The 14,001-nt window shown below is 38.8% G+C and carries 15 protein-coding genes and 1 riboswitch; of the genes, 10 read left to right on the forward strand and 5 right to left on the reverse strand.

The features are described from left to right. Positions 1-82: 82 nt before the first annotated feature. Positions 83-931, reverse strand: a complete 849-nt coding sequence (locus PaeCFBP13512_RS02720) for an EcsC family protein (RefSeq protein WP_069326183.1) — start codon at positions 929-931, stop codon at positions 83-85. A gap of 251 nt (positions 932-1,182) precedes the next feature. Next, a complete protein-coding gene (locus PaeCFBP13512_RS23340; protein ID WP_175425112.1) occupies positions 1,183-1,350 on the reverse strand; it encodes a hypothetical protein in 168 nt (55 codons plus the stop codon). A 261-nt stretch (positions 1,351-1,611) separates the two neighbouring features. Here PaeCFBP13512_RS23340 and PaeCFBP13512_RS02725 point away from each other — a divergent pair, with 261 nt between their 5' ends. Continuing rightward, positions 1,612-2,046, forward strand: coding sequence for a hypothetical protein (locus PaeCFBP13512_RS02725; protein ID WP_137220968.1), 435 nt, complete (start codon positions 1,612-1,614; stop codon positions 2,044-2,046). 96 nt (positions 2,047-2,142) lie between these two features. Continuing rightward, positions 2,143-2,820, forward strand: coding sequence for an AIM24 family protein (locus tag PaeCFBP13512_RS02730; protein ID WP_137221427.1), 678 nt, complete (start codon positions 2,143-2,145; stop codon positions 2,818-2,820). 69 nt (positions 2,821-2,889) lie between these two features. Here PaeCFBP13512_RS02730 and PaeCFBP13512_RS02735 read toward each other — a convergent pair whose 3' ends face one another. From PaeCFBP13512_RS02735 to fosB, 3 genes are all read right to left on the reverse strand, one after another. Beyond that, positions 2,890-3,489, reverse strand: coding sequence for a hypothetical protein (locus tag PaeCFBP13512_RS02735; RefSeq protein WP_137220970.1), 600 nt, complete (start codon positions 3,487-3,489; stop codon positions 2,890-2,892). A 262-nt stretch (positions 3,490-3,751) separates the two neighbouring features. Continuing rightward, on the reverse strand, positions 3,752-4,048 hold the full coding sequence (locus tag PaeCFBP13512_RS02740; RefSeq protein ID WP_137220971.1) for a hypothetical protein: 297 nt from the start codon (positions 4,046-4,048) through the stop codon (positions 3,752-3,754). Positions 4,049-4,283: 235 nt separating this feature from the next. Then, entirely contained in the window at positions 4,284-4,679 is a 396-nt protein-coding gene (gene fosB / locus PaeCFBP13512_RS02745; protein ID WP_441343315.1) for a metallothiol transferase FosB, read from the reverse strand. Between the two features lie 188 nt (positions 4,680-4,867). Next, positions 4,868-4,911, forward strand: a riboswitch (PreQ1 riboswitch). 226 nt (positions 4,912-5,137) lie between these two features. Between fosB and queC the strand changes: the two genes are divergently transcribed. From queC to PaeCFBP13512_RS02785, 8 genes are all read left to right on the forward strand, one after another. Beyond that, the gene (queC, locus tag PaeCFBP13512_RS02750; RefSeq protein ID WP_137220975.1) at positions 5,138-5,824 is read left to right on the forward strand and encodes a 7-cyano-7-deazaguanine synthase QueC; all 687 of its coding nucleotides are present in this window, start codon (positions 5,138-5,140) and stop codon (positions 5,822-5,824) included. Next, entirely contained in the window at positions 5,821-6,309 is a 489-nt protein-coding gene (queD, locus tag PaeCFBP13512_RS02755; RefSeq protein WP_137220977.1) for a 6-carboxytetrahydropterin synthase QueD, read from the forward strand. The genes queC and queD overlap by 4 nt, the downstream gene beginning before the upstream one ends. Then, the gene (gene queE / locus PaeCFBP13512_RS02760) at positions 6,306-7,199 is read left to right on the forward strand and encodes a 7-carboxy-7-deazaguanine synthase QueE (protein ID WP_137220979.1); all 894 of its coding nucleotides are present in this window, start codon (positions 6,306-6,308) and stop codon (positions 7,197-7,199) included. The genes queD and queE overlap by 4 nt, the downstream gene beginning before the upstream one ends. 87 nt (positions 7,200-7,286) lie before the next feature. Next, entirely contained in the window at positions 7,287-7,784 is a 498-nt protein-coding gene (gene queF, locus PaeCFBP13512_RS02765; protein ID WP_069329139.1) for a preQ(1) synthase, read from the forward strand. Between the two features lie 755 nt (positions 7,785-8,539). After that, positions 8,540-10,258, forward strand: a complete 1,719-nt coding sequence (gene alsS, locus PaeCFBP13512_RS02770) for an acetolactate synthase AlsS (protein ID WP_137220981.1) — start codon at positions 8,540-8,542, stop codon at positions 10,256-10,258. A 78-nt stretch (positions 10,259-10,336) separates the two neighbouring features. Then, positions 10,337-11,053, forward strand: a complete 717-nt coding sequence (budA, locus tag PaeCFBP13512_RS02775) for an acetolactate decarboxylase (protein WP_137220983.1) — start codon at positions 10,337-10,339, stop codon at positions 11,051-11,053. A gap of 342 nt (positions 11,054-11,395) precedes the next feature. Further along, positions 11,396-12,358 carry a S8 family peptidase gene (locus tag PaeCFBP13512_RS02780; protein ID WP_137220985.1) on the forward strand — a complete coding sequence of 321 codons (963 nt, stop codon included), beginning with the start codon at positions 11,396-11,398 and terminating at the stop codon, positions 12,356-12,358. Between the two features lie 356 nt (positions 12,359-12,714). Then, positions 12,715-13,971, forward strand: coding sequence for an MFS transporter (locus tag PaeCFBP13512_RS02785; RefSeq protein WP_137220987.1), 1,257 nt, complete (start codon positions 12,715-12,717; stop codon positions 13,969-13,971). Positions 13,972-14,001 lie beyond the last annotated feature (30 nt).

Below are 14,001 nucleotides of genomic sequence, written 5' to 3' on the forward strand. Positions count from 1 at the left end.
AAAAGGAGAATGCTTGTCTTTTTTTATACTTATAAGCTAGCGATATAGGTAAAATAGAATCGATGTGATCGTATCTATTCAGTTACATTTTTTCTAAAGAAGTAGCAGTTGAGTCGGCTTGTTGTAATTCTTGCAGACGTTCTTGAACACGACGTTTGCGATATAACATTTTGCCTGCTTCTGCGACACTTTCAAGTGCTGTATGGTTGGTAAATGCACCAAAAGCAATTCCTGCAACAGGTATCAATTGAAATAATTTTTTGATTCCAAAATTATCACGGTAAGTGGTGATGACTTCATGCCATCCTTTCATTTGGGAAAAGACTTCTTTGGACGTATCTGCATGATCAAAATCAGACAATTCGGATAGGATTGATTTTTTGCCAACGATATCAGAAGAAGAAAATTGCAGGCATTTCATAATAAACAAACGTTCTTTGGGATCTTTAGGATCGTAACCGTAGCATAAAGCAATCTCTTGCAGAATTTTGAGTGACATTCCGATCATTGCTGGAATATCGGCTGAAATGGTAAAAATCCCACCAATGCCTGTCGTTGCGCCTTGAAGTGCTGCCCAGTTGGAGCGATTTTTGGATAAAGAATCTGCTGTTTTGTTCATCACTTGAAGAGGCAATTGAGAAGCTTGTGCTATCGTCAGCTCTTGATCCGCTTGCCCTTGTTCTTTGGCTAGACGCTGCATGACCGCTTTGGATGAAATAAGATAGGTTCCACCACTTTGAATAAAACGTCCTAATTCATTTAATACTACACCTAATTTGTTACGAATCATTTTCGGTGTCATTTTGTCCAGAATCATAAAAGGAATACGTCCCAATTTGTCCCAAAACATAATGCCGCCTTGATCTTTTTCCCACTTTTTGATCTGTTGTAACGCTTGTTCCAGTTCAGCCTGACTCTCCATAGTGTTCATCGTATTGAGCTCCTTCAATCCATAATTAATACTTTGTTTTACTTATTATAATAGATACGTAGCAGATACCAAATATAACTCAATATTTATTTATAAAAAAACCGTATAGCTATTTTTCCTGTAGATCGAAAAAACAGTTATCCGGCTTATATCTCTCTATATCCGTTCGATAGCCACTATTTTAGATATAAAAAAAGCCGCGGGTCGTGGATCTCCGCGTCTATCGGTGATACTTTGTATACAAGTTGTATTTAGATAGAAGATATAGCGTTATGTTGAGTTGCTTTATCTGCTTTGTCGTCTTCTTCGCGTAAAGGAGCATAAGTGATACGATCTAGTACCAGACCATCGCCTACAGGCTCGCCATTTACTGTAATTTGAATCTTTCTGTAATTGTTATCAAAATTTGAATTGTACATATTATATTTCACTCCTAGTATAGTTAATCTTCTTGGTGTATGTGGTGTAACCAGAATATTTATTTTGTTCAGCCTGTCTTAGTATTACCCATATATTTTCCAACCTAAACATTTGATCTGTACTTTTCTACTATTTTTCTTTGGAATACATGATAAAGTACAGATCAAAATGTATTTTTGTATCTAAACCATGTAATATTAGGGTATATCTATTATGATGAATAGGTACACAATAGCTATTTATATGGAAGGGGGATTACGATGTCAAAAAGGACTCAACCGTTACGCACATTTTTGGTCTTATTGTTAGTATTGTCTGGAGTATTCAGCAGTCAGACAATGGCCCATGCAGGTTGGTGGGAAGACTACAAAAATGGGATTGAGACTTTTACGAATTTGCCCCAGGAAGTCAATCAGTTAAAAGAAGGCTATGATCAAGCACTCAACAAGCTCGATCAAGCTCAGACTCAACTTAACCAAGCGCAATCCAATATAGAATCGTATCGCGAAGAAAATGCTCGTTTGGCTGAACAAAATGCTCTACTTGCTCAAACAGTAGAACAACTCAAACAATCTGATGCTAATCGTGCACAAAGCGCTCGCTTTTGGAAAGCATTAGTCTTTACTGCTATAGGGATAGTCGTCCTTTTCTTTGTATCTACCCGTCTGATCCGCTTTGGCTTACGTCGTCGTTAACAACGATAGAATAGATCATCCTATCTGCCCGTACAAATTTGAGTATACATTTCAGGAGGAATCCTTTTGCAATTGGAATGGCAACAATCAACTAAAATGCCCGCGTCCGGTCAAGCGGTTACGATCGTACTCGGTGAAGCTGAAAAACTGCATATGCTGCATCCCGGACAAGTAATTGCTTATACCGGTCCTTCTGGAGGACGTAGCGATCGCTTTATGGATGTCAAAGGCATGTACCGCAAACGGAATCTGATTCGAGCCGATTTTACAGGAGCCTGTCGCTTTATTGCTTCTCTTCCGCCTGGCTTTAATCTAATGCCTATTCCGATTAGTGGTGGCAGTGATCTGCTCTATGATTTTCGTCATTTATTTTATTATACCGATGGTATCAAAATGCAGACCCGACTGTTACAATTCAAAAATATGCTGATTACTCGTGATGCCATCAAAGTTAAATTTAGCGGTGAAGGTGAGATTGGTATTTTGACTAAAGGGGCTGTGGTGGAAATGAAACTTCATCCTACAGAACCACTGTATGTTGATGCTCGTAGTCTACTTGCGTATCCAGAAAATGCTCAATTGAAGTTAAGTGTCTATGGTAACCACCTTGCCAGTCAACATATGCATTATCAATGGCAGATGATCGGTAGTGGCTCCGTACTGATCCAAAGCGGACACGATAGCGGTGAATTGGAAAAGCATTTGCAAGGAGATGGATTATTCAAACGCGTATTGCGCGAAGTGATTCCTTTTGGAGGCATATTTATTAAATAGTCCACTATACAAAAATGGATCGATTAGCATACCTTATCCAATCAGGTAGCCAGTCGATCCATTTTGTGATTATCGAGCTCCATGATCCCATAATTCGAACTCTGGTTTGACCCATTTATTGAGCTGTTTGAACTGCTTCTGATCAATATACGCTATTAATAGATGATGGTCTTGTGGACTAGCTACAAATTGTTTTTCAGGATTACGTTTACGATCAAGCGCAATTATATAATCGAAAAAGCTTTTATCAATCCATTCATTCTTATATTCCAAATTCCATTCGATACGTTCTCCATGATAGATAAAAGAAAACAATACATTACGCTTCTCATGATCCACACAACTACGAATATGCTTCATTTCAAGCGCTCCGTCTGTCATTTGAACCATACGTTCAGCCAGTTGAGTATAAATATCTGTATTATCTACAGCTTTGAGATCCACATACCAAATATTGTTTGTATGATTAACCCACTCTTCCTCGATCAGTGTCTGACCTCCGAGTGCAATTAATAGATGCACATAAGGCTTTTCTTCAAACCACGCTTTATCTTGACCATTCATTAAATGTTCGAGACTGATTCCCTCATTCACTGCAATTCCTGCTTCTTTGAGGCGTGTCCATTGATCTGCTAAAGGTACTGTTTTATTGCGAAAAAAACCGATCATCATACATCTCCCTTCGATCTGTTGTGTCTATAATCAGCTACGATGTGTGCAATCAATGCGGCATGAAATCATGCGGCCTAGAATTCCTACTTTCTGTTGTTAGATATATGAAGAGTACAGTATTCTTCATTTGCATATTATCCTATAATAACCCTTTCCGCCAAGTCTTATAACTCCTTTTCATGTAAAAATAACAAAAAATAGCTAATATCCTGTCTAACCATGACGGATACCAGCTACTTTTCAGTACGGTTTATATCATTTACTCAGAAGTTGAATGTTCTTCATTCGCTTCATAGAAATCCCAAACCGCATCAATAATACGATCAAACGTATCATCATCTTCACTAATAAGTGTTTCCAGCGCTAGAATTTCTTCTTCTTTGCCCGGTTCATTTAGAAAGTGCAAGCTATAATCCCACTCTTTGCCACGCTTGGTGAACAGAGTTACTTCATACGGTTCAGCATGCCCCTCGACCACTAATTCCACTTTGCCAATATAGCCTTTGTCTGGCTCAGGCACTTGCTCCAATTGAGCATTACGTATCGTGATATTCATTGTGTATTCTCCTTTATTGATGAAAATCAGTTGTTTGTTTTATTGTAACATGGTTTGATCAATATATTTAGACCAACCTATATCGAAAACTTCTTTAACAAAAGATAACCCATCCTCGTGAGCATACACAACAATTTCCAACAGGTTGTTCTTTGACAGAACTCATTCATAAACTCCTTACTGAATAATTCTATTCTCTTTTGATATTAAAATTTTCTTTATTTTAGAATCTTAGTTATGTTCGATAATAATCCAATCGTTGTTCTAACGTCCCTGTATGGAACTCTAGTAAATGCCCATCTGGATCGCGGAAATAGATGGATTGTCCTTCTCTTTCTGGATTACGCTGTCGTCCTTCTTCTATTGTTGCACCTGCTCTTTGAAGTCTAGCTCGTAAAGCATCTAAATTTTCCTCTTTTACCGAAAAAGCAATATGAGTATATGACTGATGAATCTCTTGTCTTGGTATGTCTTCTTGTAGATTCAATGCTAACCAAATACCGGCTATTTCAAAATAAACAGTCTTTGGTTTAACCAGTAACGGCTGAACAGCAAATACATTAATATAAAAAGTCATCGCACGCTCCATATTAGCTACAGAAAATGTAATATGTCCTATACCGTGAATAATAAGCTTAACCTCCTTCAATATCTTTATAAATTATTTAGTTCTAATCATGCATCATTGTCTACAAATATGCTATACTAACGAAGCAGTTTTTCAAGTTTTATCCTGAACAGAAGATAATCCGTAGTTGTACTTGATCAGACTCCTTTCTTCTTTATATAAGTAGAAATCGTAGTTCTGTACAGAGCAACGCGGGAGAGGTTCGCGAACTCCCTCTATAAAAAACTATCAATCCTGATCAATGCGTGTATTTCAAAAGAAGACTCTGTCTTTTTTAGCATTGATATGAGGTTTGTTTTTTGTTGGACAGGTTCATGGAACTCTCTTCTTCCCGAAGGACAACAAGATATAGGGTGTTGAACGTTTTGCTGATTAGAATGATGCAGATCATTTCTTTTCTAAGCAAGTGGTCTTCGTGCTAGTGTCTTGATATCCCCTTAAGGAAATGGAGAGATTTTTTTATGCTTAAAAATGAAAAAGCGGTCGTCGTTTTCAGTGGTGGCCAAGATAGTACAACCTGTTTGTTCTGGGCAAAAGAGCAATTTGCTGAAGTAGAAGTGGTGACTTTTAACTACGGTCAACGCCATAGTGCAGAGATCGAAGTAGCGACTCAAATTGCACAAGAATTAGGTGTTGAGCAGACGATTCTCGATATGAGTCTACTCAATCAACTGGCTCCTAATGCATTGACTCGTTCGGATATTGATATTACCCACGAAGAAGGCGAATTACCAAGTACATTTGTCGATGGACGTAATTTGTTATTTTTGAGCTTTGCTTCGATTATGGCCAAACAAAAAGGAGCACGTCATATCATTACCGGTGTCTGTGAGACCGATTTTAGCGGATATCCAGATTGTCGCGATATTTTTGTTAAATCACTCAATGTAACGTTAAATCTGTCGATGGATCACCAATTTGTTATTCATACTCCTTTGATGTGGCTCGATAAAGCTCAAACATGGGAAATGGCAGATCAATTAGGTGCTTTTGATTATGTACGTGAAAAAACGTTAACTTGCTATAACGGTATTATAGGCTCCGGTTGTGGAGAATGCCCTGCTTGTAAATTACGTCAAGCTGGACTGGATCGTTATCTTGCAGAACGTGAACAATCCAATGACTCTACTGAGGGTGCACGTCGATGAATCAACCGGGACCTTTCCGTATCGTCGAGAAGTTGCAACAGTATGGTACAGATATTCAACACGAACAGCTCCGCTACCATCGTAGACGGGTGCTTGTCAATAAAGAGTTTACCTTTGATGCAGCGCATCATTTACATGCTTATGAAGGCAAATGTATGAATTTGCATGGTCATACGTATCGAGTGATTTTTGGTATTAGCGGTATCCCTAGTGATAACGGGATCGTAGTCGATTTTGGGGATATCAAAAACATCTGGAAAGCTCATATCGAACCCTTTCTTGATCACCGCTATCTCAATGAAACGTTGCCTCCAATGAATACAACGGCTGAAAATATGGTCGTATGGTTATATGAACAAATGGAATTAGCACTGCAAAGCGAACCTTATGCAGGGCAAGTCGAAGGCGGACGTGTAGAATTTGTACAATTGTATGAGACACCAACCAGTTATGCAGAAGCAAGACGGGAGTGGATGCAAGCATGAGTACAACATTTAAAGTGAACGCCGAACAAATCGCTAAAGCCAATCAATTAGCAGGTTCAGATATAGATAATCACGATCATTCCGAACACCCTCATACACCGAAAATCGCTCCGATTCCAATACTTGAGATTTTTGGACCTACCGTTCAAGGTGAAGGAATGGTGATCGGGCAAAAAACGATGTTTGTGCGTACGGCTGGTTGTGATTATCGTTGTAGCTGGTGCGATTCTGCTTTTACATGGGATGGTAGTGCCAAAGATCAGATTATGCGTCTAAGTGCTGAAGAAGTGTATGCTCAATTGTTCGACATTGGTGGAGATCGTTTTAACCATGTCACGATTTCAGGCGGTAACCCTGCTCTGCTTCCTCAATTGGGACAACTGGTACAATTGCTAAGTGAAAAAGGGATTCGTACCGCAGTCGAAACACAAGGTTCCAAATGGCAAGATTGGTTGACTGACATTAATGAAGTCACCATTTCACCGAAGCCACCAAGTTCTGGAATGACCACTAATTTTGAGATGTTAGATGATATTATTCGCCGTCTGGAGCACAATCAGATCAGTCGCTATACAGCGCAAGCACAAGAAGCACCTCTTTCTTATGCGGGAACATCACAGTTTGCTCATTCGTTTAGCCTCAAAGTTGTGATCTTTGATGAACAGGATCTGGCTTATGCAGAGAAAGTGCATCTACGTTATCCAAATGTACTGCTTTATTTACAGACAGGTAATCCTGATGTGACCAGTGCCGATGATCAGATTGCAGCTTCTTTATTGAAGCGTTATGAGTGGCTGATTGATCAAGCGATGGATATGCCTGCTTTTAACGATGCTCGTATTTTACCGCAATTGCACACTCTGGTATGGGGCAATAAGCGCGGCGTTTAGCAGAACATGATATACCCTATTTTTTCGCGTAAAACGCTAGAAGAAGTACGATGAAAGTAACTATATATTTAGAGGAGATTAATTTCTATGTCCGGAAGACAACCCGATGAAATGCAAGATTTAACACTGCTTGGCAATCAAGGAACCAAATACAATTTTGAATACGATCCAAGTATTCTTGAAAATTTTGATAATAAACATCCATATCGTGATTACTTCGTTAAGTTTAACTGTCCTGAATTTACAAGCCTTTGCCCGATTACAGGACAGCCTGACTTTGCAACGATTTATATTAGTTATATCCCTGATCAGAAAATGGTAGAAAGTAAGTCTCTCAAGCTGTACCTATTCAGCTTCCGCAATCATGGTGATTTCCATGAGGATTGTATGAATATTATTTTGAACGATCTTGTTAAATTAATGGACCCTCGTTATATCGAAGTCTGGGGTAAATTCACGCCACGTGGCGGGATCTCTATCGATCCATATACCAACTACGGTAAGCCAGGAACAAAGTATGAGCAAATGGCTGAACACCGTATGATGAACCATGATATGTATCCTGAGACCATTGATAATCGTTAATTGTTATTTTGCATCGTTCATCTATAGATAGATTAAGAAAGCTAACGTGTCACTACGTTAGCTTTTTTTGTTATATACGCTATATATTTCATACAGTACGGTATGAAATCATAAGTTCGACCCAATCTAATCCCATCCTAATTGGCACAAATCAAGTATATTTCGATTGCTATTTTTGTCGATTTATGTTGTTCACAAAATATACTAAAAATATTTTCTTTCTAAATTATGATTAATTTTTTTGCTTTCTGCTCTTCTGTTCATTTCTATAATTAGATAAAAGCCTATCCCTATAGTCGTAATATGGTTATGAACAATCTGGTTTGTCTTTAGATATTATATTGTTTTATATATAACAATTTGAATATAAAATTTATCTATATTATTTTTCAAATAATCCTCCACTTGTACTTATAGCTACATTTCTGATTATATTCATACTTCTAAGATAGCTATCAATCACTTTTTATTTCAGGCTCTATTTCTATTTATTTGAAGATCAACAATCTGGTATTTATACATTTTTCTTATTTCAAATCATTGTTACGAAAGCGTTTTTGTAAATATCGTTATAATTATATCCTATGATTTTCTGTTCTTTTTCCATCCAAAAATGGTATCGCTTCCATATCAATACTTCAAATTTTAACAGTTGATTTTACTTTATTTGGGAATAAAATAGGTTATGTACTCTTTTCCATACTTACAAGAAAGTACAGAAAAGAAAATGATTATTTTCATACACAGAAAAGGAGATGGACAGATTGAGTACAGAAACCAAACTTAAAACAACGAATCCAACCGACGTAGCGAAAACAAAGGTAACCACAGGTGCTGATGTAGTTGTCGATAGCCTTATCGCTCAAGGGGTTAAATATATATTTGGGATTCCAGGGGCCAAAATTGATGCCGTTTTTGATGTTCTACAAGATCGCGGTCCTGAATTAATCGTATGTCGTCATGAACAAAATGCTGCTTTTATGGCAGCCGCTATTGGTCGTTTAACAGGGAAACCTGGTGTATGTCTAGTGACTTCAGGTCCAGGCGCATCTAATCTAGTCACAGGGCTTGCGACAGCAAATGCCGAAAGTGATCCCGTAGTTGCTCTTGCAGGTGCAGTCTCCAGAACAGATCGCCTCAAACGTACTCACCAATCGATGGATAATGCTGGCTTGTTCGAACCGGTAACCAAATACAGTGTAGAAGTCGAACATCCTAACAATGTAGGTGAAGCGATCACGAATGCTTTTCGTGAAGCTTCTGCTTCTCAACCGGGCGCGGCTTTTGTTAGTCTACCGATGGATGTATTGGTGAGTGAAGCCAAAAAATTCAATTTCCATACGATGCATACTCCTCAATTGGGTACAGCACCGACTCATTTGATTGATGAAGTAGCTTCAGCGATTCGCCAAGCGAAATTACCCGTTATTTTACTAGGGATGAAAGCAAGTAGCCCTGAAGTGACGCAAGCGATTCGTGATTTGATTCGTGATACCGATATTCCTGTAGTAGAAACGTTCCAAGCGGCAGGCGCGATTTCGCGTGATCTGGAAAAACACTTTTTAGGCCGAGTAGGATTGTTCTGTAATCAGCCGGGCGATCTACTACTCAAGCAATCTGATCTGGTGCTTACCGTCGGCTATGATCCAATCGAATATGATCCTCATTTATGGAATCAAGAAGGTCAACGATTGGTGTTCCACCTAGATAATCGCAAAGCCGATATTGATCATTATTATCAACCACAAAGCGAATTGATCGGTAATATTGCATTGAATATACAAGCTTTAGCTACACACTTGGAGGGGTTGCGACTTCCTGCCGAGTCTCTTGACGTGCTTGCACGCTTACATCACAAATTAGAACAAGATGGTCAAGGATTCCACTCTTCTCATCCTGATCGGGTTCATCCGATAGAATTTATGAAAACATTACGTGGAATGATCGGCGACGAAGTGACTGTGGCTTGCGACGTTGGCTCCCATTACATTTGGATGGCACGTTACTTCCGTTCTTACGAACCTCGTCGCCTATTGTTCAGTAACGGTATGCAGACGTTAGGTGTGGCGATGCCGTGGGCGATTGGTGCTTCATTGGTTCGTCCAAATGAGAAAGTGATTTCGATTTCGGGTGATGGTGGATTCTTATTTTCTTCGATGGAACTAGAAACAGCTGTCCGTTTGAATACTCCATTGGTGCATATTGTATGGCGTGATGGAGCTTACGATATGGTTGCTTTTCAACAAGTCATGAAATACGGTCGTACTTCCGGAGTCGATTTCGGTAAAGTCGATATTGTAAAATATGCTGAAAGCTTCGGTGCTCTAGGGCTACGAGTTAACAAACCTGAAGAATTAGAACGTGTACTTCGCCAAGCGATGGCACATCAAGGACCTGTTGTAGTTGATGTACCGATCGATTATCAAGACAATATCAAATTAGGCGAGAAATTATTACCGGATGCGATCAACTAATTAGACTTATGAGATAAACATCTTTTATTTAGAACAATAGATCGATTGGATTTTATTCAAAAAAGGAGCTAGACCGAAATGGGAAATCACGTGATTTATCAAGCTTCAACTATGATTGCTTTACTCAGTGGTATGTATGATGGTTCAGTCACTTTTGGTGAACTCAAAAAACACGGTGATTTTGGGATCGGTACTTTTCATCAACTGGATGGTGAAATGATTGCTTTTGACGGTAAATTTTATCATCTTTATCCAGATGGTAGTGCCAAACAAGTCGGTATGGAAGAAAGTACACCGTTCTCTACTGTCACTTTTTTCAAAGAGGAAAAAACATTCCAAATCAATCGTACGTTAAACCGTCAACAATTGGAAAAAGTATTAGATGATCTATTAGCGAGCCCTAATATTTTTCATGCGATTCGTATTGATGGGCAGTTCCGTGAGGTCAATACACGAACCGTTCCCCATCAAGAAAAACCGTACAAACCATTTATCGAAGTGACCAAGTCACAGCCTTCTTTCCACTTTCCAAATACAGGCGGAGTGATTGCAGGTTTCTGGACACCAGCATTTGCTCAAGGTATTGGTGTGGCTGGATATCACTTACACTTTATCAATGATGAACGTAATGGTGGTGGTCACGTATTAGACTTTATTGTGGATCATTGCACAATTTCAGTATGTAGCAGTGAAGATTTTCAATTAGCTCTTCCACATGATCAAGATTATTTAAAAGCTAATCTGGAAGCTCCGAACTTGGAACGCGATATAATGACTGCTGAAGGTGCTTATTAAATCAACACACTTTTTAGTGTTTGATGATATTTTTAGGAAATACCTGTTATACCCTCCCTATACTAAGCCTACCTTTCTTTTTAATAAGAATCGGTAGGCTCTTTTTTTGTATGTTTATTCGTCATTTTTTAACAATTTTTGTATATTTATTGATAAAAGAAATGGTATTTCTAAGGCTATAGCAACTGTGTTGGATGATGTATTGTTGTTACACTGTATCTATATTCGAATATATCCTTTTGATTTATGCTTCCGTCCTACTTTATCGTTCGTTCATGCAAGTAAGCTTTCAAGCTTTATTGTTGTTGATCTGATCCGATATGATTTGAAGGAGGGCAAAACATGGAACGTAAAATGCGTATTATTCCTTATGAAGTGATTGCTCATGCAGAACAGGTCACCGAAACACCTACTGGTGTAGAAATGATTCAAGCACCTAAGGTCTGGGATATCACCAAAGGTGCAGGTGTCACTATCGCTATCCTCGATACAGGCTGTGATACTCATCATCCTGATCTGCAAGAACGGATTCGCAACGGGCGTAACTTTACAGACGATGATCAGAGTCACCCTGATATCTATGAAGATTATAATGGTCATGGTACTCATGTAGCAGGCACAATTGCAGCCATTCAAAATAATACAGGTGTTGTCGGTGTAGCTCCAGAAGTAAATTTACTGATCGGAAAAGTGTTAAATAAAGACGGTTCCGGGCAAATCGACTGGATTATCAATGGAATCCTATATGCTATCGAGCAAAAAGTAGATATTATTTCGATGTCGCTTGGTGGCCCTGAGGATGTGCCTGAATTACATGAAGCGATTCAAAAAGCAGTGAATAACAATATTCTAGTCATATGTGCTGCCGGTAATGAAGGTGATAACGATTCAAATACAGATGAATACGGATATCCGGGTTACTACAATGAAGTCATTAGTGTAGGCGCCATTAACCTCAACCGCCAGTCTTCTGAATTTTCTAATTCTAATAATGAAGTAGATTTGGCTGCCCCTGGTGAAAATATATTATCTACGTATTTAGATGGCAAATATGCCACACTTAGCGGAACGTCTATGGCTACTCCACATGTCTCCGGTGCGATGGCATTGATCAAAGTCATCGCAAATCAAAGTTTTGAGCGAGAGTTAACAGAACCTGAGCTTTATGCGCAATTGATCAAACGTACGATTCCTCTCGGTGATTCTCCTCGTCTAGAAGGAAATGGTATGGTCTATCTAACAGCTCAAGAAGAACTTGCCAAACTGTTCAAACCGCAAACAATAGCTAGATTGCTCAATATTTAAATGCATCAGATCTATATTCTGCGTATCTATGTCTACTTTCTTGTAGATGTAGATACGTTTTATTTTATTTGATTTCTAGAATGAACCTGTATATCATTTCTGATATACTGATAAAAAGACGATATCGGTAGATCCGAATGGTACTTTTAGCTTTACAAATAGCTATACAATACATATGTATTTTCCATTCAAGCTGACTTTACCTTATTTTCTGCTCTGATCCTGTTTGGGACCGAGACAGAAAAGATGATCGCCGTGTGATTCTTTTTTGGACTCAGTACCTTTTTAGTGATGAACTAGAAGGTTTTTTTGCGTTACAGCGTGTATATCATACTGAAAAAAGGAGTATTACGAACATGTCGTTGCCATCACTCACCAAAAAGATAAACAATGCTTCTCCCGGTTCTACAGCGAATCAGACCATATTCGGGGTTTTACTTGCGATCTCCCTTGTTCATTTATTTAATGATTCGATGCAGTCAGTCATTCCAGCCATTTTTCCTATTTTGAAAGAAACAATGAGTCTTAGCTATACGCAAATTGGTTGGATCGCTTTTGCAATTAACTTTACCGCTTCGATTATGCAACCTGTTGTAGGACTCTTTTCAGATAAGCGCCCTACGCCTGCATTGTTACCGATAGGAATGGGATTTACGTTTACAGGCATGCTATTACTTGCTTATGCAAGTTCTTATTCTTCTGTTTTATTAGCAGTCGTGTTTGTTGGCTTGGGCTCTGCTACTTTTCACCCTGAAGGTTCTAAAGTCTCTCATATGGCAGCAGGCAATCGAAGAGGATTAGCACAATCTATTTTCCAAGTCGGTGGGAATGCAGGACAATCGCTGGCTCCCCTGCTGACTTCTTTGATCTTTGTGCCTTATGGTCAATTTGGTGCTATCGGATTCACAGGAGTGGCAGCCGCAGGCATTATTGTGCAAATCTTTATTGCACGCTGGTATGGACGCACGATTCGTAGTGAAAGCTTTGCTAAAAAACATCGTAACGTTGGAAAAATACGTCCTGAGCTGAAAAACCGAATAGCTTTTGCGATGATTATTTTGATTTCACTTGTATTTGTACGTTCGTGGTATTCATCGTCAATTGCGAGTTATTACAGCTTTAATCTGATTGAAGGTTTTGGACTAAGTGTGGGCGATGCGCAGATTTATATTTTCCTTTTTTTAGCAGCTGGAGCTTTAGGTACTTTTTTTGGTGGAACACTAGCTGATCGCTTTGGTAAACGAAATTTAATTTTTGTATCCATGGCAGGTTCTGCTCCTTTAGCTTTAATTCTGCCTTATGCTAATTTATTTTGGAGCGGTGTATTGCTAGCTGTGATCGGTTTTGTTCTTATTTCTAGCTTTTCAGTTACTGTCGTCTATGCTCAAATGTTGATTCCAGGCAAAATCGGTACTGTATCTGGATTAATTACAGGGCTTGCTTTTGGATTAGGCGGACTTGGTGCATTGATTGTGGGTAACTGGATTGATAAAATTGGTATATCACCTGTTATGCAGTTATGCAGCTTTTTACCACTACTTGGAGTCATTACATTCTTACTTCCCTCTGATCGCAAATTAAGCGAATGGACAGAAGGAGCTTCTGAAGCTTAGTACTCTATCATATGTATAGGATTTATTTCA

Source organism: Paenibacillus sp. CFBP13512, from assembly GCF_005233705.1.
Lineage (GTDB): Bacteria > Bacillota > Bacilli > Paenibacillales > Paenibacillaceae > Saccharibacillus > Saccharibacillus nuruki.

What these genes read in the sequence shown, in the direction of transcription:
- PaeCFBP13512_RS02720 (WP_069326183.1), bottom strand. Translation starts at nt 931, where the DNA reads ATGAACACTATGGAGAGTCAGGCTGAACTGGAACAAGCGTTACAACAG.
- PaeCFBP13512_RS23340 (WP_175425112.1), bottom strand. Translation starts at nt 1,350, where the DNA reads ATGTACAATTCAAATTTTGATAACAATTACAGAAAGATTCAAATTACA.
- PaeCFBP13512_RS02725 (WP_137220968.1), top strand. Translation starts at nt 1,612, where the DNA reads ATGTCAAAAAGGACTCAACCGTTACGCACATTTTTGGTCTTATTGTTA.
- PaeCFBP13512_RS02730 (WP_137221427.1), top strand. Translation starts at nt 2,143, where the DNA reads ATGCCCGCGTCCGGTCAAGCGGTTACGATCGTACTCGGTGAAGCTGAA.
- PaeCFBP13512_RS02735 (WP_137220970.1), bottom strand. Translation starts at nt 3,489, where the DNA reads ATGATCGGTTTTTTTCGCAATAAAACAGTACCTTTAGCAGATCAATGG.
- PaeCFBP13512_RS02740 (WP_137220971.1), bottom strand. Translation starts at nt 4,048, where the DNA reads ATGAATATCACGATACGTAATGCTCAATTGGAGCAAGTGCCTGAGCCA.
- queC (WP_137220975.1), top strand. Translation starts at nt 5,138, where the DNA reads ATGCTTAAAAATGAAAAAGCGGTCGTCGTTTTCAGTGGTGGCCAAGAT.
- queD (WP_137220977.1), top strand. Translation starts at nt 5,821, where the DNA reads ATGAATCAACCGGGACCTTTCCGTATCGTCGAGAAGTTGCAACAGTAT.
- queE (WP_137220979.1), top strand. Translation starts at nt 6,306, where the DNA reads ATGAGTACAACATTTAAAGTGAACGCCGAACAAATCGCTAAAGCCAAT.
- queF (WP_069329139.1), top strand. Translation starts at nt 7,287, where the DNA reads ATGTCCGGAAGACAACCCGATGAAATGCAAGATTTAACACTGCTTGGC.
- alsS (WP_137220981.1), top strand. Translation starts at nt 8,540, where the DNA reads ATGGACAGATTGAGTACAGAAACCAAACTTAAAACAACGAATCCAACC.
- budA (WP_137220983.1), top strand. Translation starts at nt 10,337, where the DNA reads ATGGGAAATCACGTGATTTATCAAGCTTCAACTATGATTGCTTTACTC.
- PaeCFBP13512_RS02780 (WP_137220985.1), top strand. Translation starts at nt 11,396, where the DNA reads ATGGAACGTAAAATGCGTATTATTCCTTATGAAGTGATTGCTCATGCA.
- PaeCFBP13512_RS02785 (WP_137220987.1), top strand. Translation starts at nt 12,715, where the DNA reads ATGTCGTTGCCATCACTCACCAAAAAGATAAACAATGCTTCTCCCGGT.